22 protein-coding genes, 1 tRNA gene and 3 pseudogenes are annotated in these 26,963 nt (G+C 62.9%); 14 read left to right on the top strand and 12 right to left on the bottom strand.

Going from position 1 to position 26,963, the window contains the following annotated elements; translation table 11 throughout:
- Positions 1-44 precede the first annotated feature (44 nt).
- On the top strand, positions 45-4,241 hold the full coding sequence (locus DRF71_RS12570) for a response regulator (RefSeq protein ID WP_112310848.1): 4,197 nt from the start codon (positions 45-47) through the stop codon (positions 4,239-4,241).
- Complete coding sequence (locus DRF71_RS12565) at positions 4,238-5,161, top strand: GGDEF domain-containing protein (RefSeq protein WP_112310847.1); 924 nt, start codon at positions 4,238-4,240, stop codon at positions 5,159-5,161. Before DRF71_RS12570 ends, DRF71_RS12565 begins: the two co-directional genes overlap by 4 nt.
- Positions 5,162-5,927: 766 nt before the next feature.
- Here the strand turns inward: DRF71_RS12565 and gltB are convergent.
- The 7 genes from gltB to DRF71_RS12530 all read right to left on the bottom strand — a co-directional run bounded on the left by gltB (position 5,928) and on the right by DRF71_RS12530 (position 15,830).
- On the bottom strand, positions 5,928-10,466 hold the full coding sequence (gene gltB / locus DRF71_RS12560) for a glutamate synthase large subunit (RefSeq protein ID WP_112310846.1): 4,539 nt from the start codon (positions 10,464-10,466) through the stop codon (positions 5,928-5,930).
- Between the two features lie 3 nt (positions 10,467-10,469).
- Complete coding sequence (locus tag DRF71_RS12555; protein WP_112310845.1) at positions 10,470-10,910, bottom strand: GFA family protein; 441 nt, start codon at positions 10,908-10,910, stop codon at positions 10,470-10,472.
- Positions 10,900-11,640, bottom strand: a complete 741-nt coding sequence (locus DRF71_RS12550) for a hypothetical protein (protein ID WP_112310844.1) — start codon at positions 11,638-11,640, stop codon at positions 10,900-10,902. The genes DRF71_RS12555 and DRF71_RS12550 overlap by 11 nt, the downstream gene beginning before the upstream one ends.
- A complete protein-coding gene (locus DRF71_RS12545) occupies positions 11,637-12,386 on the bottom strand; it encodes a hypothetical protein (protein ID WP_112310843.1) in 750 nt (249 codons plus the stop codon). The genes DRF71_RS12550 and DRF71_RS12545 overlap by 4 nt, the downstream gene beginning before the upstream one ends.
- 51 nt (positions 12,387-12,437) lie before the next feature.
- Positions 12,438-13,877, bottom strand: a complete 1,440-nt coding sequence (locus tag DRF71_RS12540) for an NAD(P)-dependent oxidoreductase (protein WP_112310842.1) — start codon at positions 13,875-13,877, stop codon at positions 12,438-12,440.
- Between the two features lie 161 nt (positions 13,878-14,038).
- Entirely contained in the window at positions 14,039-14,842 is an 804-nt protein-coding gene (locus DRF71_RS12535) for an undecaprenyl-diphosphate phosphatase (protein WP_112310841.1), read from the bottom strand.
- 1 nt (position 14,843) lies between these two features.
- The gene (locus DRF71_RS12530) at positions 14,844-15,830 is read right to left on the bottom strand and encodes a complex I NDUFA9 subunit family protein (RefSeq protein ID WP_112310840.1); all 987 of its coding nucleotides are present in this window, start codon (positions 15,828-15,830) and stop codon (positions 14,844-14,846) included.
- Between the two features lie 196 nt (positions 15,831-16,026).
- Between DRF71_RS12530 and DRF71_RS12525 the strand changes: the two genes are divergently transcribed.
- A tRNA-Leu gene (locus DRF71_RS12525) sits at positions 16,027-16,111 on the top strand.
- 254 nt (positions 16,112-16,365) lie between these two features.
- A pseudogene (locus DRF71_RS29440) lies at positions 16,366-16,923 on the top strand (tyrosine-type recombinase/integrase); the annotation flags it as partial.
- Positions 16,924-16,938: 15 nt separating this feature from the next.
- Here DRF71_RS29440 and DRF71_RS12510 read toward each other — a convergent pair.
- The 3 genes from DRF71_RS12510 to DRF71_RS28075 are packed head-to-tail and all read right to left on the bottom strand — an operon-like array spanning position 16,939 to position 18,841.
- The gene (locus DRF71_RS12510) at positions 16,939-18,141 is read right to left on the bottom strand and encodes a phage tail protein (RefSeq protein ID WP_157971061.1); all 1,203 of its coding nucleotides are present in this window, start codon (positions 18,139-18,141) and stop codon (positions 16,939-16,941) included.
- Positions 18,141-18,548: a DUF6950 family protein gene (locus DRF71_RS12505; RefSeq protein ID WP_112310837.1), complete on the bottom strand. Its 408-nt coding sequence runs from the start codon at positions 18,546-18,548 to the stop codon at positions 18,141-18,143. Before DRF71_RS12505 ends, DRF71_RS12510 begins: the two co-directional genes overlap by 1 nt.
- Positions 18,545-18,841 (bottom strand): hypothetical protein, encoded by a 297-nt coding sequence (locus tag DRF71_RS28075; RefSeq protein WP_198672230.1) that lies wholly within the window; start codon positions 18,839-18,841, stop codon positions 18,545-18,547. Before DRF71_RS28075 ends, DRF71_RS12505 begins: the two co-directional genes overlap by 4 nt.
- A gap of 331 nt (positions 18,842-19,172) precedes the next feature.
- On the opposite strand from DRF71_RS28075, the pseudogene DRF71_RS28630 reads away from it, so the two are divergent.
- Positions 19,173-19,358: pseudogene (locus DRF71_RS28630) on the top strand (hypothetical protein); the annotation flags it as partial.
- Here DRF71_RS28630 and DRF71_RS12495 read toward each other — a convergent pair.
- Positions 19,356-19,475, bottom strand: a pseudogene (locus DRF71_RS12495) (IS5/IS1182 family transposase); the annotation flags it as partial. The pseudogenes DRF71_RS28630 and DRF71_RS12495 overlap by 3 nt on opposite strands.
- A 381-nt stretch (positions 19,476-19,856) precedes the next feature.
- On the opposite strand from DRF71_RS12495, the gene DRF71_RS12490 reads away from it, so the two are divergent.
- The 7 genes from DRF71_RS12490 (at position 19,857) to DRF71_RS12465 (ending at position 24,249) form a co-directional block, all read left to right on the top strand.
- Positions 19,857-20,159 (top strand): hypothetical protein, encoded by a 303-nt coding sequence (locus DRF71_RS12490; protein ID WP_232831482.1) that lies wholly within the window; start codon positions 19,857-19,859, stop codon positions 20,157-20,159.
- On the top strand, positions 20,152-20,529 hold the full coding sequence (locus DRF71_RS12485; protein WP_112310835.1) for a hypothetical protein: 378 nt from the start codon (positions 20,152-20,154) through the stop codon (positions 20,527-20,529). The genes DRF71_RS12490 and DRF71_RS12485 overlap by 8 nt, the downstream gene beginning before the upstream one ends.
- 9 nt (positions 20,530-20,538) lie before the next feature.
- Positions 20,539-20,712, top strand: coding sequence for a hypothetical protein (locus DRF71_RS28065; RefSeq protein WP_198672190.1), 174 nt, complete (start codon positions 20,539-20,541; stop codon positions 20,710-20,712).
- Positions 20,713-20,716: 4 nt separating this feature from the next.
- Positions 20,717-22,111: an APC family permease gene (locus DRF71_RS12480; protein WP_112310834.1), complete on the top strand. Its 1,395-nt coding sequence runs from the start codon at positions 20,717-20,719 to the stop codon at positions 22,109-22,111.
- A 17-nt stretch (positions 22,112-22,128) separates the two neighbouring features.
- On the top strand, positions 22,129-22,830 hold the full coding sequence (locus DRF71_RS12475) for a hypothetical protein (protein ID WP_112310833.1): 702 nt from the start codon (positions 22,129-22,131) through the stop codon (positions 22,828-22,830).
- Positions 22,827-23,102, top strand: a complete 276-nt coding sequence (locus tag DRF71_RS12470) for a hypothetical protein (RefSeq protein ID WP_112310832.1) — start codon at positions 22,827-22,829, stop codon at positions 23,100-23,102. The genes DRF71_RS12475 and DRF71_RS12470 overlap by 4 nt, the downstream gene beginning before the upstream one ends.
- 73 nt (positions 23,103-23,175) lie before the next feature.
- Positions 23,176-24,249 (top strand): glycosyltransferase, encoded by a 1,074-nt coding sequence (locus DRF71_RS12465; protein ID WP_157971060.1) that lies wholly within the window; start codon positions 23,176-23,178, stop codon positions 24,247-24,249.
- 17 nt (positions 24,250-24,266) lie between these two features.
- Here the strand turns inward: DRF71_RS12465 and DRF71_RS12460 are convergent, their stop codons facing one another.
- A complete protein-coding gene (locus DRF71_RS12460) occupies positions 24,267-25,001 on the bottom strand; it encodes a TetR/AcrR family transcriptional regulator (RefSeq protein WP_112310830.1) in 735 nt (244 codons plus the stop codon).
- A gap of 605 nt (positions 25,002-25,606) precedes the next feature.
- Here DRF71_RS12460 and DRF71_RS12455 point away from each other — a divergent pair.
- Together DRF71_RS12455 and DRF71_RS12450 are read left to right on the top strand one after the other, a co-directional pair.
- Positions 25,607-26,521 carry a VOC family protein gene (locus DRF71_RS12455; protein ID WP_112310829.1) on the top strand — a complete coding sequence of 305 codons (915 nt, stop codon included), beginning with the start codon at positions 25,607-25,609 and terminating at the stop codon, positions 26,519-26,521.
- Positions 26,522-26,584: 63 nt separating this feature from the next.
- Positions 26,585-26,911 (top strand): nuclear transport factor 2 family protein, encoded by a 327-nt coding sequence (locus DRF71_RS12450; RefSeq protein WP_232831481.1) that lies wholly within the window; start codon positions 26,585-26,587, stop codon positions 26,909-26,911.
- The last annotated feature ends 52 nt before the right edge of the window (positions 26,912-26,963 follow it).

Below are 26,963 nucleotides of genomic sequence, written 5' to 3'. Positions count from 1 at the left end.
AAGGAGAGAACAGTCTCCGACTTTGGTTACCGGATCCGGATAGTATGAACCTGCAGCTGCCCGACTGGGTGAAACACCCGCCTCTCAGAATGTCGATCATCGCTATTCTGATGGTCGTGTTGCTGCCGACCCTGGGCGTCGTTGCCATGGCGCTGCTGAATGTCGGGCAATCCTTTCGCACCCTGTCGGAACAGCGACTGCTGGAAACCGCGCATATCCTGGCCGGCACCACAGAAAGCGAGATCAACGTCACCGGGCGCCTGCTGCATGCAATCCGCACCGAACAGGGCCAGTCGGGCGGTGAGATTTCGCCGGACGTCGCCATTCTGCCCAGCCGGGATGAAGAGGGCGCCTATAAGCTGTTCACCCTGCGCCGCGATGCCGGCGGCGCGCTGATCGCCCCCGATTTCGACGAGCCCGAGGTTGTCCGTCTGGTGCTGCAGGCGGCGGAGAGCGGCAGGATGCAGGTCTCGAACCTGCTGCCGCCACGGTTCGAGGGTGACCGGCTGCGTGTCGCCCTCGCCTATCCCGAAACGGGCGCCGGGCCGGCAGAGGGCGGCGCCGCAGGCAATGACGATCCGATTTATGTGGTGGCGGTGACCGACCATCCCTCGCGCCTCCTGCGCTCGCTGAGCGAGGCAACCAGCAGCGAAGGCAACGCGGTTCTCGCCATTACCGATGGTACCGGGCGGCTGCTGGCGCGTTCGTCCGATGGCGAGCGTTCGGTGGGCCGCAAAGTGCCCGACTGGGAACAGCTGATGGCACTGGGCACTGACAGCGGCAGCTTTCGCGCCGTCACGCTGGAGGGGAGGACCATCGTGTTTTCCTTCCAGAAAATCGCCGGCACTCCGGGCTGGGTGGCCGTTGTGGGCGAGCCGGTGGTCACTTTCGACGCCCGCTGGGAACATCCGATCCGCTCGATGATCCTTGTCTCGGTCGGCACAATCGCCGTGGCGCTGGTGCTGGCGCTGATCCTGGTGCGCGGTCTCTTGCAGCCCATCCATGACCTGGTGCAGCGCTCGGGCAGAATCGCAAGCGGCGGCGGCGACCCTGATGAGGTTCCGGTCAGCATTCCCAAGGCCCGGATCTATGAATTCGAGACGCTGCGCCACAGCCTGGAACTGGCCGACAGCAAAATGCGCGACCGGCTGGCCGAAAGCCGCGCGGCGGCGGCGGCGGCGCGCGAAAGCCTCACCGCGATGGAGCGCGCCGAGCGACTGGCCGGGATCGGCTCATGGACGCTGGATCTGGCCAGCGGCACCTTCACCTTTTCCGAAATGATGGCCGAAATGAATGGCCTCTCGCCCAAAGACACCATCACGGTCGAAGACCTGAAACGCGTGATGTCCGAGGCCGATTTCAACCGCGTCGGCGAGGCGATTGGCCGCTGCATTGAAACCGGCGAACCCTATACGGTGGATGTGCAGCATTTCGCGCCCGGCGGTGGGGCTTTCGCCGCCGAGATCCGTGGCGGTGTGATGCGGGACGAGAACGGCTCCGTTATCGCGCTCAGCGGCACCGTCCAGGATGTCAGCGAACGCGAGGCGGCCCGCGCCCAGATGACCGCCATTGCCGACAGCCTGCCGAATGGCGCCATCTACCGGCTCGATTTCCTGACACCCGAACTCGGCCTGACCGGGGGCGCGGTAACGCGGCAGGAGATGCGCTTCTCCTATGTCAGCGCCGGTATCGAAAGCCTGATCGGCATCAGCCATGACGCACTGATCGAAGAACCCGCCCTCTTCGTCGAAGCCGTGCATCCCGATGACCGCGCCCGCTATCTTGAGACCTCGCGCCTCGCCACCCTCTCGGGCAGCAATTTCGAATGCGAATTCCGTCTGATCCGCCCCGATGGTGAGATCGTCTGGATCCAGGTGCGCTCGGCCCCACGCGCCGCCGAAGGAGGGCGGATCTGGGACGGGATCATTCTCGATGTGACCCCGACGCACAGGGCGGCCGAAGCGCTCCGCCAGGCCAAGGAAGATGCCGAGGCCGCCGAACGTGCGAAAAGCGACTTCCTCGCGACCATGAGCCATGAGATCCGCACGCCGATGAACTCGGTGATCGGCATGACCCGGCTGGCGCTGCAGACACAGCTTGATCCGAAACAACGCGCCTATCTTGGCAAGATCAATGATTCCGCCAATGTGCTTTTGGGAATCATCAACGACATCCTCGACTTCTCCAAGATCGAGGCTGGCGGGATGGTGCTGGAGCGGTCTGTCTTCCGGCTGGAATCCGTGCTGGAATCGGTATCCTCGGTCACCGCGCTCAGGGCCGAGGAAAAGGGGCTGGAGCTTACCTTCGTCGTCGCCCCTGGCACCGCACAGCACTGGCGTGGTGACTCACTGCGACTGGCGCAGGTGCTGACCAATCTCGTCAGCAATGCGGTGAAATTCACCTCTGACGGCGATGTGGTTGTCTCGATCTGCGCCCTGCCCGAGGCGCCTCCGGGCGTTCATCAGCTGTTCTTCACCGTGCGCGATACCGGCATCGGCCTGAGCCAGGATCAGATCGACGGGCTGTTCCGCCCCTTCGCCCAGGGCGACAGCGATACCGCCCGCAAATTCGGCGGCACCGGGCTGGGCCTGGCGATCAGCCGCCGCATCGTCGAGCTGATGGGCGGTACGATCTGGGTCGAAAGCCGGCCGGGCTCTGGCAGCACCTTCTGCTTTACCGTCGAGCTTGAGCCCGCCGCCCCCGAAATCGCGGCGGGCAACCTGGTTCAGATCTCGGCCGGGCTCAACACAAGGCGCGTGTTGATTGTTGATGATAACGAAACAGCACGCATGGCTTTGGCCGATATCGTTGACAGTTTCGGGATGGAATCGGTGGCGGTCGACAGTGGTGAGGCGGCCTTGCGGCTGCTGCATCGCACGCAGACCGGGGAAGAGCCCTTTGATATCGTGCTCTCTGACTGGCGGATGCCGGGGATGGACGGACTGGAACTCGCCCGTGCCATCCGCAGCGACGCGCATCTGGTGAATATGCCGGCCGTGCTGATGGTGACGGCCTATGGCCATCAGCTCGTGATGTCCGAGGCGACGCGGATCGGGCTGCAGGGCGTGCTGCTGAAACCGGTTACGCGCTCGATGATCTTCAACACATTCATGGAGGTGCTCTCGGTCGCTCCGGTCGAGGGTTTCCAGCGCGCGCCCGAGCCGAAGATCACGGAAAACGCCGATCTGCGCAGGATTCTGGGTGGGAAAGAGGTGCTTGTGGTCGATGACAACGCCCTCAACCGCGAGGTTGCCGGTGAGTTTCTCGACCTGGTGGGGGTGAAGGTTTCGATCGCCGAAAACGGACTCGAGGCCATTGCCCGGATGCGTGAGCACCGTTTTGACGCGGTGCTGATGGATGTGCATATGCCGGTGATGAACGGGCTGGAGGCGATCCGCGAAATCCGCCGTCACGAGGAATGGAGAACGCTGCCGGTGATTGCTCTCACCGCCCAGGCCAGGGTCGAGGATCACCGCGAAAGCCTTGAGGCCGGCATGACGGCGCATCTGACCAAACCGCTTGATGAGCAGGCTCTGTTCCGCCTTCTTTGCACGCTGATTACCGGCGATGGCCGTCAGGGCGACAATGGCTCTGCTGTCGCCCTGACGGCTGTTTATGCGCCGCCGCAAGGCGAATATCGCGCGGATTTGACTAAACTTTTGCGTCGTTTTGGCGGGTCGCGCGACCGGCTTTTGCGATTCATCAACGGTTTTCTGCGTGACTTCGGGGATATGGCTGAACGGTTCGCAGAGATGAATATCGAGACCGATATCGCAAAAATCGCCGAATTCTCCCATCGGGTGAAGGGGGTTGTCGGTTATGTCGAGGCCGACAGCCTGTTCGGTATTTCCGGCGCCATCGAAAGTGCCGCGCGCCAGGGGGATATTGCCGGCGTCCGGGCCCTGTCTGATCGTTTCAGCGGCCTGATGGCGGAATGCGTCGCGGGCCTGCGCCAGCTCGCAGCTGAAATGGAGGGGGCGCCGCAGCCGACTTCCGCCACGCTGTCGCTGCAAGAGGCGTGGGAGCAGCTGGAGACGGCTCTGCCGCTGGTCGGCGCCGGCGATTTCGCCGCCCGGGCGCAGTTGAGCGTTCTGATGGACGGTCTTGCAGAGGCGCGGCTGCGTGAACAGGTGAAACTCGGCCTCGAACAGTTCGAGGATCTGGAGCTCGGGCCGGCTGTCGCCACATTGCGCGGGGTCAGTGACGCTCTCGCCGCAGCAATGCGGGGAACAGATACATGAATGTGGCAGCATTCCCGGTCACCCCCCCGGTGGCAACGGTTCTGGTCGTCGATGACGACCGGCTGAACCGTGTCGCCCTGGCCGAGTTGCTGCAACCCGACTGCCGGGTCCTGATGGCGCGGGACGGTGCTTCCGGGCTGGAAATCCTTTCGCGCGAGGCGGTGAGCCTCGTTTTGCTGGATGTCTCGATGCCCGGCATGGACGGCTATGATGTGTTGCGGGCGATCAGGGCGGCAGAGGACACCAGCAATCTGCCGGTTATTTTCATCACCGGCATGTCGGATGCCGCCGATGAAGAACGCGGGCTTCTGCTGGGGGCCGCCGATTTTGTCCACAAGCCGATCCGTCCTGCCATTGTCCGCGCGCGGGTGATGGCGCATCTGCGGCTGGCGCGGCAACGCAACGAGCTTGAGGCGCTGGCATCGCTGGACGGGCTGACCGGCATCGCCAACCGCCGCAGCTTTGACGAGGCGATGGAGCGGGCAATCCGGCAGACCATGCGGACCGGCGATGTGCTGGGAATCGCGCTCTTTGATGTTGATCATTTTAAACAATATAATGATCACTATGGCCATGGTGCAGGGGATGAGGCCCTGCGCGATGTTGCGGCCAGGCTGCACGGTTTCGCGCGCCGAGGCGGCGATCTTGCGGCCCGCTACGGCGGCGAGGAATTTGTTTTGCTGCTGCCGGGCTGCGCCAATCTTGAAGAGGTGATGGACACCTTCCGCCAGAACATTTCAGATGCCCGGATCCCGCATGAACGCTCTGCGACTTCGAACTGGCTGACGGTCAGCGGCGGCGGCGTGGTGCTGCCGGCAATGTCGCCAGCCCAATCCCGCGAGGCCCTGGCGCTGGCAGATCAACTGCTCTACCGCGCCAAGGCAGCGGGTCGCAACCGCGTCCTGGTTGAGCGGGCCTGAACGCTGGCCCCCGGCTGCCCTGAGCTCTGTTCCCGGCCTCTGGTCTCCCCTCAGTACCGCGACCTCTGGCGCATTCCACCCTCTGGCCAGACTGAACAGCCCCGAGTTTCTCAGACACCTTCGCGTCTCGTGACCTGCCCCCCTTGTTGTCCCTCGTTCATTTCGAGAGTTCTTTCGGTTGATCGTGGCCGGTTTCGGGTTGGACAAGTGCGCCTGGCTCCCCCCCTGTCTCCCATTGCCGTCTTCGCGAAGCCGCGCTTTCAGGCATAAAGCGACTGCCTGCTCACCCCAACGGCGCCCACAGGATAGCCCCGCCCGGTGATCTGTGCGACGGCATCGCGCCTGAGGGCGTCAATGAAAGCACCCGTCCCAAGCATCGCCGCCTTGCGGTAAAGGGAGCGAAGAAGACGTCCACCAAACAGGGGGCTTTCAGATGCATCAACTGGAAATCGCACGCGCGGACATCCTGCCGGCCGGTTGAGGGAGGCCGGCCGGCATTCATCCTGGACCGAACCGAGGTCTTGTGATCGCCCGCGATCAGCGCCCTGTGCCGCGCGCTCTTTCCAGGTGGCTGCGGTGACTGGCTGCCAACCACCACCCTGCCATCGCCCTGGATGGCGGTCGTCCCGGATGTGATCCCGGAATACGCCAACCGCCCATCATGGATATGTGCCAGCTGTTTTTCAGGCAGCAGCGGATGTTGGGCGGCCCGGCGCCCGTCCGCCGTTTCCTGCCTGACCTGATGGAACGCGTGCTGCAGGGGCGGTTACTCGGCCGGAACCTTATCCGCGAGACTGGTCAGCGGATGGGCCAGATGAGGCAGCATCTCTTTCGGGCAGACCTGGAGGAAGTTGTTTCGCTCCACCTCCCAATCCGCAAGAATCCGCTCCGCCTTGCGCGATCCGGTTTCGGCGCGGTGACGCTCGACCAGGTCGCGCAGCTGCGCCTCCCAATGCGGGTGGCCGAGGCTGTTCGTCAGCAGACCTTCCGGGTTGACCAGATCGGCCGCAGTCCCGTCGGGATCGTAGATATAGGCCATGCCCCCGGTCATGCCGGCACCGAAATTCGCACCGATTGTGCCAAGGATCACCGCCACACCGCCGGTCATATATTCGCAACCGTTCGATCCACAGCCCTCGATCACCACGCTCGCGCCGGAGTTCCGGACCGCGAAGCGCTCTCCTGCGCGTCCCGAGGCGAAGAGGAAGCCATCGGTCGCGCCGTAAAGCACGGTATTGCCGATAATGGTGTTCTCTTCGGCCTTCAGCGGGCTGGCCATTTGCGGCCTGACCACGATCACGCCACCCGAGAGCCCCTTGCCGACATAGTCATTCGCGTCGCCCTGGACCTCGATCTTGATCCCGTTCACCGCGAAAGCGCCAAGGCTCTGGCCGGCATTGCCGGTCAGCTTCACCGTCAGATGGTCATGCTGCAAATTGTTGCGCATACCGAACTTGCGCACGATATGCGACGAGGCCCGCGTACCGATGGTCCTGGACGTGTTCCGCACCGCGTAAGACAGCTGCATCTTCTCGCCATCTTCAAAGAAGCGGTGGCCGTCCTTGATGATCTCGGCATCCAGCGTGTCCGGCACCGCATTGCGGGGCTTCGAGCGGTCATAGGTGATCTTGGACGAGCCATCGACCGTGATCAAAAGCGGGTTGAGGTCAAGATCGTCAAGGCTGGCCGCACCGCGCGACACCTGGACCAGCAGATCCGGCCGCCCGATGATCTCATCGAGGCTGCGCGCGCCGATGGAGGCGAGGATTTCCCGCACTTCCTGCGCGTAGAAGGTGATGAGATTTACCACCTTATCCGCCGAGCCGGTGAACTTCTGCCGCAGTTTGGTATCTTGTGTGCAAACGCCGACCGGGCAGGTGTTTGACTGGCACTGGCGCACCATGATGCAGCCCATCGCGATCAGCGCAGCGGTGCCGATACCGAACTCTTCCGCGCCCATCATCGCCGCCATCACCACATCGCGGCCCGTGCGCAGCCCGCCATCGGTGCGCAAGGTCACCCGCTCACGCAGGTTGTTCATCGACAAGACCTGATGCGCCTCGGTCAGGCCCATCTCCCACGGGAGACCGGCATATTTGATCGAGGTGCCGGGCGAGGCCCCGGTGCCGCCATTATGGCCCGAGACCAGAATGACATCGGCCTTGGCCTTGGCCACGCCCGCCGCAATCGTGCCGACACCGCTGGCCGAAACCAGCTTCACCGTCACCTTACAGCGCGGGTTGATCTGTTTCAGGTCATAGATCAGCTGCGCGAGGTCTTCGATCGAATAGATGTCGTGATGCGGCGGCGGCGAAATCAGCGTCACGCCTTTGGTCGAATGCCTGAGCCGCGCGATCAGCTCGGTGACCTTCATCCCCGGCAGCTGGCCGCCCTCGCCGGGTTTTGCGCCCTGAGCGACCTTGATCTCAAGCTCTTCACAGGCATTCAGATATTCTGCGGTGACGCCAAAGCGCCCGGAGGCCACCTGCTTGATCTTGGCGCAGGGGTTGTCGCCATTCGGGAACGGATGCTGATGTGCCGGGTCTTCGCCGCCTTCGCCGGAATCCGACTTCGCGCCGATCCGGTTCATTGCGATATTCAGCGTCATATGCGCCTCGGGCGACAGCGCGCCCAGCGACATGCCCGGGGTCACGAAACGTTTGCGGATCGAGGTGATGCTTTCGACCTCTTCAATCGGCACCGGCTTGCCCAAGGTCTTGATATCCAGCAGGTCGCGCAGATGGATCGGCGGGTTCGACCGCATCGCCGCCGAATAGGTCTTCCACAGATCATAGCTGGCGCGGTCACAGGCGGCCTGGAGCATATGCATGGTCTGTGCTTCCCAGGCGTGTTTCTCGCCCGAGCGCCGCGCCTTGTAGAAGCCGCCAATCGGCAGCACATCGGCGCCGCCCAGCCAGCCGCGGGCATGGACCTCTTCGATCTTCTGCTCGATCCCGTGCAGGCCAATCCCCGAGATACGGCTGTGCATACCGGGGAAGTACTCGGCCACCATGGCGCGCGACAGACCCACGGCCTCGAAGTTCAGGCCGCCGCGATAGGAGGAAATCACCGAGATCCCCATCTTGGCCATGATCTTCAACAGGCCCGCATCAATCGCGTCGCGATAATTGCGCATCGCCTCGATCAGCGTGCCTTCCAGCAGGCCGCGCCCGATGCGGTCTGCAATGGAATCCTGCGCGAGATAGGGGTTCACCGTGGTCGCGCCGCAGCCGATCAGCACCGCGAAGTAATGCGGGTCGATACATTCGGCGGAACGCACATTGATCGAACAGAAGGTGCGCAGCCCCTTGCGGGTCAGCCAGCTATGGACGGCCGAGGTCGCGAGGATCATCGGCATCCCGACCTTGTCCACGCCCTGATGCTCATCGGTCAGGATCAGCTGGCCAGCACCAGAACGCACGGCGTCTTCGGCCTCGGCGCGGATCCGCTCCAGCGCGTTTTGCAGATCGTTCAGCGTCGGGCCAACCGGGAAGGTGCAGTCGATGAACGCGACATGCTCGCCAAACTGCCGCACCATCGCGTCGAATTCGCCATTGGCGACGAAGGGCGTCTCCAGCACCAGGATCTCGGTCTGGGCCGAGTTCTCGTCCAGCACGTTTTTCAGGTTGCCGAAGCGGGTTTTCAGCGACATCACCCGCCCCTCGCGAAGCGAGTCGATGGGCGGGTTGGTCACCTGGCTGAAATTCTGCCGGAAGTAATGCGACAGCGGCCGGTAGACTTTCGACAAGACCGCCGGCGGCGTGTCATCGCCCATAGAGGCGATCATTTCCTTACCGTCTTCGGCCATCGGCGCAAGGACCTGCTCCAGATCCTCGACCGAGTAGCCTGCCGCGATCTGACGCTTGCGCAGATCGGACCCGGCAAAGACCGCATGTTCCGGCAGCTCGGCCATATCCATCGAGAGATGGGTGATCTTGCCGACCCATTCGCCATAGGGCTGTGCCGAGGCGAGTTTGTTCTTCATCTCGGTGTCGTGGTAGAGCTTGCCCTCGGCCATATCGACCGCGATCATCTGCCCCGGCCCAAGCGCGCCTTTTTCGCGGATGGTCAGCTCATCGACCGGCACCATACCGGCCTCCGATCCCGCGATCAGCAGCCCGTCGCCGGTGATGACATAGCGCATGGGCCGAAGCCCGTTGCGGTCCAGCCCGCCGCAAACCCAGCGGCCATCGGTCATCGCCAGCGCCGCCGGGCCATCCCAGGGCTCGATCACCGAGTTGCAGTAGGAATACATATCCGCCCAGGCCTGGGGCATGGTGTCGGTCTGTTTCGACCAGGCCTCGGGGACAAGCATGGTCTTGGCCATCGGCGCCGAACGGCCCGAGCGCACCATCACCTCGAACACCGCATCCAGCGCACCCGAATCCGAGGTGCCGCCCGGGATGATCGGCTTGATGTCTTCCGCCATCTCGCCAAACGCCGAAGATGCCATCCGGATCTCGTGCGATTTCATCCAGTTGACATTGCCCTTCAGCGTGTTGATCTCGCCGTTATGGGCAAGCATGCGGAAGGGCTGTGCCAGCCACCATTGCGGGAAGGTATTGGTCGAATAGCGCTGGTGGTAGATCGCGAAAGCCGAGACGAAACGCTCGTCCTGGAGGTCCGGATAGAAGACCGCGACCTGTTCGGCCAGCATCATCCCCTTATAGATCACCGAGCGACATGACAGCGAACAGAGATAGCAGCCATAGATCCCCGAGGCGGTGACCGCCTTCTCGATCCGGCGGCGGATGATGTAAAGCTCGCGCTCGAACTGCTCGCGGTCGATTTCCTTTTCGCAGCGGATCAGGATCTGTTCGATTTCGGGGCGGGTGGCGTTGGCCTTTTCGCCCAGAACCGAGATATCGACCGGAACGTGGCGCCAGCCATAGATGTAATGGCCCATGCGCAGGACTTCGGTTTCCACGATGGTCCGGCAGCGCTCCTGCGCGGCAAAATCGGTGCGCGGCAGGAAGACCTGGCCAACAGCGATCCATTTCTGCGGATCGGGCTCATGCCCGGTGCGACGCACGACGTCATAGAAGAAATCGACCGGGATCTGCACATGGATACCGGCGCCATCGCCGGTTTTGCCGTCAGCATCGACCGCACCGCGGTGCCAGATCGCCTTGAGCGCGTCGATCCCCGCCTGGACCACCTTGCGCGAAGGCTTGCCCGAAACCGCCACGACCAGACCCACGCCACAGGAGGAATGCTCGTCATCCTCGCGGTAGAGGCTGTGCTCGCCCATAAAGGCGCGCTTTGCTTCTTCCGCTTTCACCCAGGTCTCATCATAGATCGTCATGGCTCACTCCTCTTGGGCTGGCGGCGGAAGCATCGCAAGAAACTCGGCTTCCGTGATCTGTTTGGCCGGACCGGCAAAGGCGAAAGCCCCTGGCCGGTGATCGGTATAAATCTCATTGGCAAGGCTCATGCCCGACAGGTCATCCATCAGGCCGGCCGCAAGGTAATAATCGCGCGGCGCAGCGGGCGCAGTCAGCCGATACCAGAGCGAGGACCCGCACTGGCCGCAAAAGCAGCGCTCGGCCCAGTCGGATGAGACATAGCTGCGCACCGCGTTGCGGCCCTCGATGCGGATATTCGCCTCGGGCACGTCAAGGGTGACCAGCGCCACCCCGGTCCAGCGCCGGCACATGCCGCAATGGCAGGCATTCACCTCTTGCGGCGGATGCGACACGGTGATCCGCACCGCACCGCACAGGCATTGGCCAGTTGCTTCAGTCACCATAACGCGCCCTCCAAAGCCTCTCGGTGCCAGGCAGCGCCGGTGCTTCGGTCACCAGCGGATCGCAGTCATAAAGCGGGCTGGGCGAGGCGAAGCCGGGCTCGCCGGGGAAGATGAAGTCAATCGGGCCGCCATCAATCGGCAGCCATTGCCCATCGCCCAGATCGGTCTGGCCAGGGCCGGAGAAGAACAGGCGCATATCGCGCGAGATATATTCATTGCCACGCGAGCGCCGCACCTGATTGCCATCGGCATCGGTCTCGGCCGCCTCGAACTCGGTCTCTTCCAGCGTGACGCCGTCAATGGTGACGGTGCGGCCGGTCAGCCGGTCAAAGCCGTTCACCTTGGTATCAAAGCCGTTATCGCGGGTCAGCGAAAATTCGAACGTGTCGATCCCCGAAGAGATCAGTTCCGAGAATGAGGCCGGATCGGCGCGGTCAGGGGCGAGCCATTGCACCGTGCCCTCGCCCTCGCTGATGCTTTCCACCCATTCGGTTTCGGAATTGATGCGCGAGCGGAAGAACAGCCCCTCCTGGTCGAAATCGGCCCGCCACTGATCGCCTGCGGGATCGGCGGTGCAGATATAGTAATTCGAGACCCGGCAGCCCTTGGCCTGCACCGTCATAAAGGTCTCGCAGCCCTCGGGCGCGGTCCAGGTGCGGGCCGCAGCGGCGCCGGTCAGGGCGGGAACCGTCAGAATGGCGGCCAGGGTGGCGAAGAGAATGCGGTTCATGTCGGTGAGACCTCGTATTCGGGAATGACTGATCCCGACCTTACCTCGCATCCGGTGACAATGCCGTTCACTTCGAAGCCATCTTCGCCTGGCAAGATCAGGCTGACCGGCATCAGGTCGTCTCGGCTGACCTCGCCGGCAAAGCTGTCTTCGCTTTCGCCCTTGATCGGGAAGCCCAGTTCGGCGCTGTAATAGAGGGCGAGCTTGTTATATTCGCCCTCGGGCGCGTCATCGGCGCGGCTGGTCAGGGTCAGACGGGCAAAGCTGATGCCGTCTATCTCCACATCATCGCCGGCCCGTTCCAGCCGGTTCGTGATCCCTGTTTTCGTGATCATATCGTCGTAATAGGTCGAGAGAGTCTCGGCAAACTCCTGCGCGCTGCCGTCCAGCGCGGCCTGAAGATCGGGCGCGGGCGCGGCGGTGGCACCGGCCCAGACGACGATATCACGCCCTTCATCCACCACAGCAAGAAACGCGAAATTCAGCGTGGTCAGCGAGGCAAGGGCGATACCGTCATCGAGCTTGCTCTCGGCGCGCAGCATCTGATCTCCCACTGGAGCGCCCGGACCAGGACAGAGATAATAGGTCGAGGCCGTACAATCCGAAAACTGCACGGTGAGCTTTGGCGCGCAATTCGCATCACGCGGCCAGAGCCGCGTGGCAAGCGCCGTAGCATCATAGGGCTTTTGCTCGGCCAGCGCAGGCACTGCCGCTAAGGTGAGCATCAGGGCGGCGATACGGAACATGGTCACTCTCCGGCCAGGATCACACTGGAGCAGGGTCACTGTCGGGCAGGCTCACTCTGCCGCGACCGCGCCAGAGGAATGGAGGAAGGACCCGATGATCGCATCGGCGGCCTCGCGTCCATCACGGATCGCCCAGACGACAAGGCTGGCACCGCGCACGATATCGCCTACCGCATAGACGCCGGGGATAGTGGTCGCATGGGTACGGAAATCGGCCTTGATCGTGCCCCAGCGGGTGACCGTCAGCGCGTCAACACCCCAGAGCTTCGGCAGAGCTTCGGGTTCGAAGCCAAGCGCCTGCACCACCAGATCGGCGGGCTCGACATAATCGGCCCCCTCGATCACCTCGGGCGATTGACGACCCGAGGCATCCGGCGCGCCGAGGCGCATCTTTTGCACCATGACGCCTTCGACACTCAACCCGCCCGAGAAGCCCTTCGGCGCGGCGAGCCAGACGAATTCGACGCCCTCTTCTTCCGCGTTCTGCACCTCGCGCTGCGATCCCGGCATATTGGCGCGGTCGCGGCGATAGAGGCATTTCACCGAAGTGGCGCCCTGGCGGATCGCGGTCCGCACACAGTCCATCGCGGTATCGCCGCCGCCGATGACGACGACGCGCTTGCCGGCTGCATTCAGGCTGCCATCCTCATATTCGGGCACACTGTCGCCGAAAGAGAGCCGGTTCGACACGGTGAGATAGTCCAGCGCCCTGACAATGCCGCTGGCGCCCGAGCCCGGAGCCTCGATCTCGCGGATCTTGTAGACGCCGGTGGCGATCAGCACCGCATTATGGCGCGCGCGGATTTCGTCAAAGGACAGATCCACGCCGACGGTGCAGTTCAGCACGAAGGTGACGCCCGAAGCCTCAAGCTGTTCGACCCGACGCATGACGACCGGCTTTTCCAGCTTGAAGCCGGGGATGCCATAGGTCAGCAGCCCGCCGGCGCGGTCGTAACGGTCATAGACGGTGACCTGAACACCGGCGCGGCGCAGCCTTTCAGCGGCGGCAAGACCGCCAGGGCCGGCGCCGATGATACCGACCGACTCGGGGCGCTCGCTATGCGGGGTGACCGGCTGGACCCAGCCTTCCTCCCATGCGGTATCGGTGATGTATTTCTCGACCGAGCCGATGGTGACGGTGCCATGGCCGGATTGTTCAATGACGCAATTCCCCTCGCAAAGACGGTCCTGCGGGCAGATGCGACCGCAGATCTCGGGGAAGGAATTGGTGGCCTGGCTGATCTCCCAGGCCTCTTTCAGGCGGCCCTCGGCGGTGAGACGCAGCCAGTCCGGGATGTTGTTGTGCAGAGGGCAATGCGCCTGGCAATAAGGCACGCCGCATTGCGAGCAGCGGCTGGCCTGTTCCGCCGCCTTTTCCGCCGCGAATTCGCGGTAGATCTCGTCAAAATCCTGATTGCGGTCCGAGGCTTCGCGTTTCACGGGCATCTCTTTGCCCAGCGAAACAAATTTCAGCATCTTTTGCGTGGCCATAGCTGCGCTTCCCTCAAATCGGGTTCCGGGTGCGCCTTCCTATCCCTGAGGGATGGCAAATAAAAGTCACCAATGCTGACCTATATGACGTTTTCACCAGCCTTCAGCGAAAAAACTTTGGTTTCACCAAAAATCAAGGTCAGCAAAGTTTCCAAACACGCCTATTTGCCAGCCAGCAGAGCAATCAGTGCCACCGTCCCCACGATGATTCGCCACCAGCCGAAGATCGCATAGCCGTGGCGGCTGACATAAGAGAGCACCCATTTCACCACCAGAACCGCCGCCAGAAAGGCCACCGCAAAGCCGACCGCGATATCCCAGACAGCGCTGAAATCCAGCTCGTTGCGGCTCTTGAACAGATCATAAGAGACGGCGGCCATCATGGTTGGCAGGCTGAGGAGGAAGGAAAACTCGGCCGCGGCGCGCTTTTCGACCTTCATCATCAGCGCCCCCACAATGGTTGCCCCCGAGCGCGAAACGCCCGGAATCATCGCGAGGCACTGCCAGAAACCGATCGCCAGCGACTTGCCGAAGGGCAGCTTCAGCGCGTCGAAATATTCCGGCTTCGGCGCGATGCGGTCCACCACCAGCAGAATGACGCCACCGATGATCAGCATCACCGAAATCAGCATCGGCGATTCAAACAGCACCGTTTTGATGAAGCTATGCGCCAGCAGCCCGATCAGCACCGCCGGCAAAAAGGCCAGTGCTACTGACACAATCGAGCGCCGCGCCGCCATGTCATGGCGCGCATCCATGAAAAGCCGTCCGACCTTGACCGCGAAAACCGAGGTCAGCGCCAGGATCGCCCCCAGCTGGATCACAACCTCGAAAGTATTTCCCGGCGAGTCAAAGCCCAGGAAATGCCCGGCCAACAGCAGATGGCCGGTCGATGAGACCGGAATGAACTCGGTCAACCCTTCCAGGAGACCCAGAAAAGCGGCGATCAGCGTATTGTCCAAAATCTCAAACCTTCTTCAGGTTCTTTGCCGAATCCTTGATGGCGGCATATTGCCCCGAGGGCCGGAAGCGCCAGAGATAATCCGGGATCACCGCCCCGAAAGCCGAAGGCGTCACCCCCAGATCGGAAAATCCACGCGCATCCCCTGCCACGACATTATCGGATTGCAGCATCTTCAGCTGGTCACGGGTGACGATCCTGTTGACGATCAGACCACCGGTCAGCGTTTCGGCCATGTCAAAACCGAAAGCCGGCAGCGCCATGATGCCCGAGGGCAGGTTCAGGACCAGACGGCGGCGCCGGATCACCGGCAGCATCCGGTGCAGCAGATCCCGGAGCGGCATCGCCTCGGGTCCGCCGAGTTCATAGATGCCGGCCTCCGCGTCGCCGGTCACTGCATTGACGGCGGCCAGCGCGACATCATCCACCCAGACCGGCTGGAAACGGGTCTTGCCGCCGGCAATCGGCAGGATCGGCGCGAATTGCGCCATGCCGGCAAATTTATTGAAGAATTCATCCTCGGTGCCGAAGATCACCGAAGGGCGCAGGATGATTGCAGCCGGAAACTCCTCGCGAGCAGCCTTTTCGCCCGCCGCCTTGCTCTGACCGTAAAGCGAGGCGCTTTCCTTGCTGGCGCCGATGGCCGAGATATGCACCAGCTTTGCCACCCCCGCCTCACGCGCGGCGCGGGCGATGATGGTGGCGCCGTCGACATGCACGGCCTGGAAATTGTTCTTGCCGCCGCGCCGGAAAGTGCCGACGCAATTGATCACTGCATCCGCGCCAAGCGCCGCGCGTTTCACGCTGGCCTCGTTGCGGATGTTGCACAGGACGGGCTCGACCTGGCCCGGAGCGCCGTAGGGTTTGACGAAGATCGCCTCATTCGGGCGGCGCACCGCGACGCGGACCCTCCAGCCGAGGCGGGCAAAGCGCCGGGCAATATAGCGGCCGACAAAGCCCGACCCGCCGTAAATGGTGACCAGCTTGCTCATGCGGAAATCTCCCCTGCGGGCTTCGCGTCCATCTCCCGTTCCATAGCCCCGGGACGCCCCGCCAGCAAGCCCAAAGCCCCGGGCGGCACGGGCTGGCCAGACCCTTTCACATCCCTGTCAAAAAATCTTGCACTTTCCGCCAGTGCCCGTGTTGACAACACCTGGCCCCAGGGCTAAATCGCCCCCACTGAAGCGTGCCCAGATGGCGGAATTGGTAGACGCACTGGTTTCAGGTACCAGCGCCGCAAGGCGTGGAGGTTCGAGTCCTCTTCTGGGCACCACTTACTACTTTCATACCATGTCAAACCGTGTCTCCCCGTGTCAAACGGGCGGGACACTGTTTTGTTTTCACAGGGTTTTTCTGTGTCATGGTGTGTCGCCGCGTGTCATGCGGTTTCTTCTCCAATCAAACCGAAAGCGCGGTAAAACGGCGGTAAAACGGCGGTAAAATTATCGCCCGCTCTCCTCGTCGCAGGCTGCCCAAGAATCGGGGCACAGCCATCGAATGACACGCTGAATTACGAGCTGACACGCAATGACACTAACAGACATCACAATCAGGCAATTGAAGCCCCGTGAAGCGACTTACAAGACATTCGACCGGGATCGCCTCTATCTCGCCGTATCTCCGACGGGCCTCAAAACGTGGCGTTTTGACTATACTTTCGGCGGCAAACGGAAGACCCTTACCATAGGGCGCTATCCTTCGGTCACCCTCGCGGCTGCCAGATCGGCCCAATCAGAGGCGAAGGAAAAGATCGCCTCGGGCGTCGATCCGTCTGGCGCCAAGCGGGAGGCCAAGGTCGAGATGCGCCGGGAGCAGGCCCGGAGCGTCGAGCGAGAAGCCTCGGAGCGCTTCGAGGACGTGGGGGAGGACTTCCTCGAATGGCTAAAGGGGAAGGAGCCTCCACTCGCGGCGCGGACTATCACGAAGAAGGAATGGATAGTCAGGGACATCGCCGGCCCGGCGCTGACCGGAAAGACCGTGCGGGAGATCAAACCGTCGGACGTCCTCGAAATCCTGCGCAGCCTGGAAGCGAAAAAGCAGCTGGAAACCGCCAAGCGCACCCGCAGCACCCTCAGCGCCCTCTTCCGGTTCGCCATCTGGTCAGAGAAGGCCGAGGTCGATCCTGTGGCCCCCTTGCAGGGCGCGGTCGCATCGCCGGTCGCGACGAACCATGCCGCGATCACCGACGAGAAAGAGTTCGGCACCATGCTCGGGGTAAGGACAGGCCGGCAGGCGCAGATCGGCGACGAGACGCCGCCCGCCATCCTCCGCCTCCCAGGTGGCATTATAGCGCGGCGGGGCCTTTTTCGATTCCCAGAGGCTTTCGGGGTCGGGATAGGTGCAGGAGATCCCGTTCCAGGTATCCGAGAGCGAAGGGAACGGATCGAATTGCTGTTCCTGGCTGACCAGCACATCGTCATCTGTCAGGAAATATGTCGGCATCGCCGGCCCGCCGACACGGATCTTCCAGATGCCGCCGATCTCGGCCATCTGGGCGCAGGCCGCCTTCAGCAGCTCCTCGATGATCGCCGCCGGTTCGTCATCGAGCGCAACTTCGATCCCGCCCCGATATTGCGGCACCGTGCCGCCGGCACCGTCCGGGATGGCAAGATCGCAGGCATTCATCGCCGCGAACCCGTTGTCCGGCGGCAGATCTTCGGCGGTGCATTCGCCGCCCCAGCGGAGGCCCGCGCCGACATCGATGCCGCGCATGATATTGTAGATCAGCAGCGCCAGATTGGCGCTCTGGGTCCAGGTGGCGGGATTGCTCCAGCGCTGCGGCCCGGAGCCTCCGACCGTACTGTCGGCACGCGGGTCATAGACCGGGATGCCCAGCATCTCGAAGCGCAACTGCGGCAGCCCGTTGAAATACTGGCGGTTGTAGAAAAAATAGGTGGTGGCGTAGCAGGTGCCAGGGCCGACCATATCGGCAGACCAGGGGCGGTCAGGATCGGCAGCATAGGCCGAAAGAAAGCCCGGATGCGCCGTGGTCTGGCGGCCGTCGCGATAATCGATCCAGGCATGGCCGGCATAGGGACCCTCCACCGCCCCCCCCCAGCCGGACGGCGATTCCGCGCCCAAAGGTGCCCATCTGTCGTCGATGATCACCCGCTGCAAAGTGCAGCCCGGCACCACCGACAGCGCGATGGAGGCGCCGGTCTGGACAAGAAAGGCCGCGAACCAGCCTTTTGCGGCAAAGGTCGTAATCGCCCTAACGATTGCGCCAATGGCGACGGCCCCCGGGCCGGCATGCGCCGGGCCTGCGACCAGCGCAAAAGCGAGGCAAAGAAGTGCGAAGCGCATCATTGCCGCCAGGCCCTCCGCGCAGAGGTCAGGGGCACGATGCCGGCGCCGCGCGGGGTCAGCGCATAGATATGCTCACCCCCGACCACACCCATCGCGGCGAGTCCGTCTTCGCCCTCGAGCTCGACCAGGTCACCGATCCGGGCATAAGCGACCGGGATCTCCTCCAGCCCGCCGGTGATGGCCGATACATGATCTTCATGGCCAAGGGCTCGCAGGAGTTTAAACCCCTCTTCAAGGGTTTCATAACGCCCGATGTAAGGCCCGGTCAGATCCTCGCCGCGCACGGCCAGCCGGGCGCCGCCCGCGAAAAGGATGCAGTCATGCTGTCCGGGTCGGTATGGGGTCCGGGCATGGTCTGCGATAAAAGTGGTCAGGCGCGCGCGCCAGTCGGGATGCCGGGTCACGACGTGGGACCTCCGCCGGTGCCACGGCCGCCTTTGCTGATGGGGCCTCCTCCGCCCAGCCAGCCCGAGTCGCCGGTGACCGGGGCAGCGTCTGACGCCACATACCGCTCCTCGCCCCAATAGACCGGCACCTTTCCGGACACATCCGCATAGCGGAACAGACGGTCATCGGCGCCGCGCTTGCGCATGGCCTCGTCGGAATAGCGCTGCGGCAGGCCCCGCGTCAGCGCCATGGCGGCCGAGGCGGCGGTGATGGTGATCCGCCCGCCTGCCAGACCCTTTGCCGGCGTCACCCGGGGCGCCCCATCGACCACCCCTTTCCAGATCCGGCGCGGCGATGGCCAGATGCGAGACCGGATCGGTCAGCACCCGATGCACCTCGACCGGCGCCAGACGCAGATCATACCGCAGCATGAGCAGACCGGCACCTCCGGTCGACAAGAGCCTGAACCGGGCCAACTGCAACCAGGCGCTCAGGCGCTGTGGTTCGCTCACGATCGGGCTCGATCCGGCCATGACCCGGGAAGCCTTCCCCACCGACACGTGTGGCCGCAAACCCGCCTGCGGCGACGCGACGATCCAGATATGAGGAGGGTCAGAAAAAATCCGGTGGACTGTCTTCCCGACGACCGGATGCATCGCGTCAGGCTGCCGGGCCAGCGCCTGTCCTCCAGCGACTTCGACCGTCAGGTCGCAAAGTTCCAGGCCCGCATTGCCGTCCTGAACGGCTTCACCGCAGGCGGCATCCCCGTCACAGAAGCCCCGGGACAAGTCTGCCCGGCGGAAAAGCGAGCCTCCGCCCTCAGCTGATTTGTCCGACGGACCCATCTCCGGTACGAGCCACACCATCAGCGCGCCACGGCGCTTCAGGGCACGACTGTCGCCCGACCAGTTCGGTGTTCGGAAAACAGGGACAGGGTTGCTCATCGGGCCACTGACTCACAAACATGATTCCGTGAGCCGAAGGCATAGCGCAACAAAGCCCAGGCACGGGTGCATTGCACGGTGACCGTCGCGCGCCGACCCTCGATTGCCGCATCGCGGCATTCCGATATTCATCTGAAATTATGCTATTTTACAAGAATTCTGTGCCAGGCTGATGCAGAGTTCATGCGCATTCCGCCTGATTTCAAAAGTTCTCATTACGCCTGTTTTCTGCGCAGAAAGCCTGAATTTCCCGCATAAGAAACTTGACAGAATGTCGCAGCGCGCGCTCACTGTGGGGAAAAAGTTTTCAAACACAGAAAACAAACGCCAGGGCCCGGCGCGGAAATATCCATTTTTCAGGGCCTCAGGGAGGGATGCAACGTGTCAGATCTGACGAAACGGATCGAGACCATGCACCGGCGCGATGTCGCCGTGGCCTGGGCCTTCGTTCTGGGATTGTGGTTTGCGATCATCTTTGTCGCCATCGGCACCTGGTCGCTCGCACCTTCGGGTGCTGCGCGGACGGTTTTGCTGATCGGCGGCGCCATCGTTCTCTTGTTCAACACGGCGGCGATTCTGGCGATGCTGCGCCATTACCGCGAAGACCGGGATTTCATGTATGGGCTGGATATCCAGTTCCTTGATGAGGCACGCGATGCGAAACGGAGGCGGAAAAATGGCTAAATACACCGCCCCCGTCCAAAGCAAGATCGGCCAGATCGTCGACGTGATCGTGCTGCTGATCATGGCGATTGGCGCGCTTTACATCCCGTTGTGGATGGGCATGGCCGGCTCTTCGAAAGAGCCCGTCGCCATCGAGAACCCGACCTGGGAGGCGCTTGGCCAGAACCCGGTCATGGTCGGCCAATGGGAGAAACTGGGTTACAGCGACCCCGCTTCGGCAGCCGAGCTGATCACGGCACGCTTTGACTACTCTTTCTCGATCTCGTCGCTGATCGTGATGATCGTGGTCATCGTGGGCTATTACGCAATTCTGCTGCGGTTTTCCGAAAAGGAATACCGCGACGTTATCGCTGAAAAATTCGGCGAGTGAGGGCAGCATATGGATCTGTGGGATTTTCTGGAATACGCGGCCTGGGCCGCCTCGGCGCTGTTTGGTCTGTTCATCGTGATCGACTGGATCAAAACCGACAGCACCTATAGCGAAGAGTTCCTGACCTCGTCACGCGAGGGCGAACTCGAAGCGCTCACCGAAGAACAGCATCATCGGGGGTGAGAGAATGGCAAACGCACAACAGACTGAACATGTCGGCCTTGCCCGCGTGCTTGGCCCCGCCCATGTCTGGGCGCTTGGGGTCGGAATCGTGCTTGTGGGCGAATATATGGGCTGGAACTTTGCCGTTGGCAAAGGTGGCGCCTATGCGGCTCTGATGGCCTGCTGGTTCGCCGGCATTCTTTATACCTGCGTCGCGATGATCGATTCCGAGGTCACCTCGACCGTCGCCGCCGCCGGGGGCCAATATACCCAGGCCAAACATATCGTCGGGCCGCTGATGGCCTTCAATGTCGGGCTTTACCTCGTCTTCGCCTATACGATGCTTGAGGCGGCGAATGCGATCACGGTGGGCTTTCTGGTCGATACCGTCGCCACGATGACCGGCCACGAGGGCGGGCTTGACCAGCGGCCCTTCATCATCCTCGCGATCATGTTCCTCGCCTGGCTGAACTATCGCGGCGTGCTGGCGACGCTGACCTTCAACCTGGTGATCACCGCCATCGCCTTCACCGCCGTGATCATCCTGTTCCTTGCGACTTCGGGCATCTTCACCACCAGCCCGCTGCAGCATAAGGATCTGATGAGCGGCCCGGCTGCCCTGCCCTATGGCTGGCTTGGCGTGCTGGCGGCGATGCATTTCGGCTTGTGGTATTACCTCGGGATCGAAGGGACGACCCAGGCCGCCGAAGAGGTGCGCTCGCCGGCGCGGTCGCTGCCCTTCGGCACACTTGCGGGCGTGATGACGCTGGCGATTGCGGCAACGCTGACCTGGTATGTCAGTTCCGGTCTGATGCCCTGGGAATATCTGGGCCAGGCAGGGGTGCCGCTGTTTGACGCAGCGCGACTGTCGGGATCGACCTTCCTGATGGTGCTTCTGGGGATCGGCACGCTGTTCGCGACGCTGGCCTCGGCCAATGGCTGCATCAATGATGCAAGCCGCGCCTGGTTCGCCATGGGCCGCGACCGCTATCTGCCGGGCTGGTTCGGGGCGGTGCATCCGAGATACCGCACCCCCTATCGGGCGATCATCTTCCTGGTGCCGATCGCGCTGATCTTCGCATTGGGGGCGCCGATCGACCAGGTGATCACCTTCTCGATCCTCTCGGGGCTGCTGGAATACACGTTCATGCCGCTGAACATCATCCTCTTCCGCAAGAAATGGCCGCTCGAGTCCATCAAGCGCGGCTATGAGCACCCGTTCCACCCGCTGCCGGCCTATGTGCTGCTCGGGCTGTGCGGGATCACCTTCTTCGCGGTGTTCCTTGGCTATGGCACCCAGCTGGTCGCGATGATCGCCTTCTATATCGTCGTCTCGCTGTGGTTCCACTTCTGGCGCTATCGTTTCGTCAACCGGGGTGCGCAATTCACCATGCCCTGGCCGAAACCCCGGGGTTACTGAATTGGGCAGGTATTGAGATGCAAGCGGGCATCATCGCCCTGATCCTTGGCGGAGGGCTGGTCATCCTGGCCCTCCGTCTTTCACGCGCCACCCGCGCACGTCGCGCCTGGCGCGAGGGGTATTTTGAGCTGATCACCCCGCATATGACCGCGCTCAGGCGCGCGGTGATGCCCACGGGCTTTGCGCGGGTCTCGGGCCAGATCGGCGGCGTGCTGACCGATCTGCAACTGGTCCCCGACACGCTGACCTGGAGAAAGCTGCCCACGCTCTGGCTGCTGATCACCCAGCCCGGGGCGCTGCCGGTCTCGCAGCGGATCGACCTGATGGTCCGCCCGAGAGGCGTCGAGCCGTTTTCCACCTTTGACGCATTGCCGCATCAGACCATTCTGCCGCAGGATTTCCCCTTTGATGCCAGCCTGCGCAGCGAACGCGCGCTGTCGCCGGACGAGGCCGATCTTCTGTTTCGCCACCTGCATCTGTTGCAGGATCCCAGGATCAAAGAGCTGATCCTCGCGCCCGAGGGGCTGCGTCTGACCTTTTTCGCCGATGAGGCCGAGCGAGGCCGCTATCTTATCTTTCGCGAGGCCGAGATGGGGAAAGAGCCGCTGGAGCCCGAAACCCTCGCGCCGCTTCTGGATGCGCTGGCCGATCTGCGCGCCGATATCCTCGCCGGGGCTGCGTGGCAGAACAGGCAAGAGAACACAGGGAAAACCGCATGAAAACCCCACCCAATCCCTATATCGTGCTGGCCTCTTCCATCGTGCTCCCGGGCTCTGGCCAGGTCTGGAATGGCGAGCCACAGCGCGGGCTGATTTTTCTCTTCTTCATCTTCCTCCTCGGCGGTTTCACCCTGATCACCGCCGGGCCGGATATCTCATTCGTCGGGCGCTATGCCGGCGGCTTCTTCGTCTGGGCCATGGCGATTTTCGACGCCTATAAACGCGCCCGCATCCGTTATGAGATCGCCGCCCACAAGGCGCGCGCCACCTGAACTCCGGATCCGAGGCCCCTTCGCCCCATCTCTGTTCCGCGCTATAGCAGGCGCAGGTGGCAAGGGGGTGAGGATGGATCTCTGTCTCAATATGATCGTGCGCGACGAAGCGCCAATCATCGCGGCGACACTGGCGAATATCCTCGACCATGTGACGATTTCGACCTGGGTGATCCATGATACCGGCTCACGCGATGCGACGCAGCAGATCATCCGCGATTTCTTCGCGGCGCGCGGCATCCCCGGATTGCTGGCCTTTCGCGACTGGGAAAATTTCGGCGCCAACCGCCAGTATGCGCTTGAGGATGCCGAGGGCCGCGCCGAATTCGCGCTGATTTTTGATGCGGATGACGGGTTCGAGGGGAAGCTGCCCGGGATGCCGCAGGATTGCGACTCGCTGACCCTGAACATGAAGCGCGGCGCCGTCACCTACCCGACCAAGCTGATCCTGAGGAATGACGGCCGTTACCGCTGGCGCGGCGTGGTGCATGAGGGGCTGTATTTTCGGGGCGCGGGGCCCGAGAAAGTGCTGCATGTCCCGGGCGATTACGCGGTGATCAGCCGATCAGCGGGCGCGCGCTCGCGCGATCCGGTCACCTTTCTGCGCGACGCCAATATGCTGGCGAAAGCGGTGGCGAACCTGCCCGATGCCGACCGCGATCTGCTGCCGCGCTATGCCTTTTACTGCGCCAATTCCTGGCGCGATGCCGGCGCCCCGCATGAGGCGATCCACTGGTATCGCCGCCGGATCGACCTTGGCGGCTGGAAAGATGAGATTTACCTGTCCTGGATGGGTCTCGGGATCGAGTTGCGCCGCACCAGCGATACCGAGGGCGCCATCCAGGCCTTTATGAAAGGCCATGAGGTCTGCCCCGACCGCGCCGAATGCCTGTTCCAGCTGGTGCAGCTCTTGCGGGCCGAGGGGCGCTGCGAAATGGCCCTGATCCTCGCGCGTGAAGGGCTGAAGATCCCGCTGCCGGCGCGGACGCGGCTGTTCCTGTGGTTCGATATCTATGCCTATTGGATGGATTTCGAATATCTGATGTGCCTGAAGGCGCTGAACCGGCTGAACGAGGGCGAGGAGGCGCTGTCGCGGATGCGCGCCGCCAATGCGCCGGCGCATCTCTTCGGGCTGATCACGGGCTGATCACGGGCCGGGTCCGGCTACGCCCGCCCGATATCACCAAGCGCCGGCATATTGGCGATCACGATGATCTCATGTGCAATCGCCGGCAGCACCGGCAGCGGGCGGCTCACAACCTCTGCCGCGCAGTCGCCCAACCCGAAGGACATCAGGATATGCTCTGCGATTTCCTCGGGATAGCCTTCCGACATATCGCCGCGCAGAATCGAAACGGTCGCCGCGCTGATCGTCCCCATCAGAATATCGCGCCCGGTTGCTGCATCGCGCAGCCGGAAGGCGCCGGCATCAATCGCGTCTTTCAGCGTCAGATAAGAGTTCTGCCAGACCGTCTTGCCGAAAATATGCCCGGGCGTGCCGGTATTCACCATTGCCCAGCCCCATTCCGGGTTCTTGGCCGCCGCATGCAGATAATAGCGCACCGCAACCGAGGTCTGCTCGACCGGCCCTTCAAGCTGGTCGAAAGTCAGATGGACGGCGCGGTCGAATTCGCGGGTCAGCTCATCCAGCAGCTCATGGCGCAGCTGTTCCAGATCGGTGAAATGGTTGTAGAAGGTGCCACGTGCGATGCCGGCCTCGCCACAGATATCCTCGATCCTTGTCGCCTGACCGGCCTGAGTGCCGTAAAGCCGGCAGGCCGCGACAAGGATCGCGTTGCGCGAACGCGCCCGCCGCTCGGCGCCGATCTCGGCACGGCGTTCCAGATTGACGGATCGGGTTGTACCCGCCGCAGCGCGGCGCGGTCCGGTCGGAGCCATTCTTCTTCCTGCATCAGCGGTCTGATCGCCCCCACCTGATACCCGAACCACCGGCGATTGCCAGAGCCGTGGCAGCCGCCCCCAGCCGATTGACCCGGCGCGTGACCGGAACTCCCCGCGTGGTGCGGCTCTGTGGCGGCCCCGGTCGTCGCAGGAAGGAACTGGCGGATGCCCCTGGCTCCGGGCAAACAACACTTTGAAATACATATCTTTCATCGTCCGCCGCCGGCACTTCCCGCTGGCCGGTCATGGCCCCCGGCCCGTCATCCCGGTGTCACATTTTTCAGCACGATCAAAAATGACATACTGTCATAATGATCTTTAATCACAATATGAATTCACCGGGGCGAACCTCCGGCACGAAAGCCGGCCGGGGAGGACTGGCAAGGGGAGGATCACCGGAATGCAAGACAGGACATAGCTCTGCCCTGAACAGAGCATCACCGCGAGGCGCGACCCTGCGCCGTCCGCGCAGATAATTCAATGATTTCCAGAACCTGACGCCGCCGGATCCTGTCGGCGCGCGGGTTTCAGCCAACCGCAAACGCGGACCGCCCGGCAGCCGCCGACCGATGCCGCGCATCCTGGACCAATGGGAGGACCACATGGCAATCAACCGCATCGACCACGCCGCGATCTATGTCAGCGATCTTGAAAAGGCACTGACCTGGTATCGTGACGTGCTCAGCCTGAACGTGCTGTCGCAGGACAAGAAGCGCATCCACCTCGCCTGTCGCGACGATGCCGCCGATCTGACGCTGGTTCTGGGCAATCGCAGCGTCGACAATTTCACCTTCGGCGTCGATGACGAGGAAGACCTGACCCGCGTGGCCCGGATCCTGACCGATGAGGGCGTCGCGCATGAGCGTCACTCGGGCGACAGCCGCCCCGGCGAGGGCGCAGCTTTGTGCTTTGCCCTGCCCTCGGGCCATAGGATGCGGCTGGCCACCGGCACCAAAACCCGCCGCGCCGGGATCAGCGATTTCGCCTCGGACGGCAGCCATGCGCCGGGCGACATGGATCATATCAATCTGCTGGGCGAGGTTTCGCCCGTGGTGATGCGTGATTTCCTCGTGAAGATCGGTTTCAAATCCTCGCTGAACATCTCGGTCAATGGCGAGCCGGGCGGCGTCTGGCTGCGGGGTTCCGATTACGACCACGACATCGCCTATATGCGCGGCGTCAATCCGAAAGACCGCCTGCACCATGTCGCCTTCGCGGCCGAGGACGGCAACCATTACTTCCGCCTCTCGGACCGGTTGATGGATACCGGCCACCGCTGGGAATTCGGGCCGGGGCGGCACAATGCGGGCCTCGGAAAATCGACCGGCTTTGGCACCAACAACTATGCCTATGCCTTTGATCCCTTTGGCAATCGCAACGAATTCTCCTCGGGGATGGAGCAGTTCGCGCCGGATACGCCGCCGCTCTATACCGATATCCGCCCCGAGCAGATGCCCGATGTGATGAACGGCTGGGGCTATGAGATGGCCGAGACCTTTATGACCACCGGCTCGTAACCGGCCCCGCTGCCCGTCCTTTGGAGGAGGGGCGGGCAGCACGACATATCAAGGGAGGAGAGAATGGCGATCACGCCCGACACCCATATTCTGCTGGCCGATCTGATCCACCGTTTCTGGGCGGTGATTGATGAACAGAGCGACAGCCCCGGCCCGGATTTCTTTACGCCGGATGGCACCCTGGTGATCGGGAGCTTTGAAGCCCGGGGCAGGGATGCCCTGATCCGCTACTTCGCCGAGCGCCACCCGCCATCTTTGCAGCAACCTGCGCCTCGTCGACTCCGGCGAGGGCCGCGCATTGGTCCGGATCACCATCACGGTGTTCTCGGGCTATGGCGCCTGGCCGATACCGCTGGGTGCCCCGTCGACACTGTGCGATTTCAAGTTTGACTGCGTGCAATCCGGCGGGGAATGGCGGTTTGCCCGAGTCGAGGGGCTGCGG

The organism is Pseudogemmobacter bohemicus (assembly GCF_003290025.1).
Lineage (GTDB): Bacteria > Pseudomonadota > Alphaproteobacteria > Rhodobacterales > Rhodobacteraceae > Pseudogemmobacter > Pseudogemmobacter bohemicus.
Note: the sequence above shows the minus strand (reverse complement) of the source record. Positions and strands in the feature narration are given on the sequence as shown.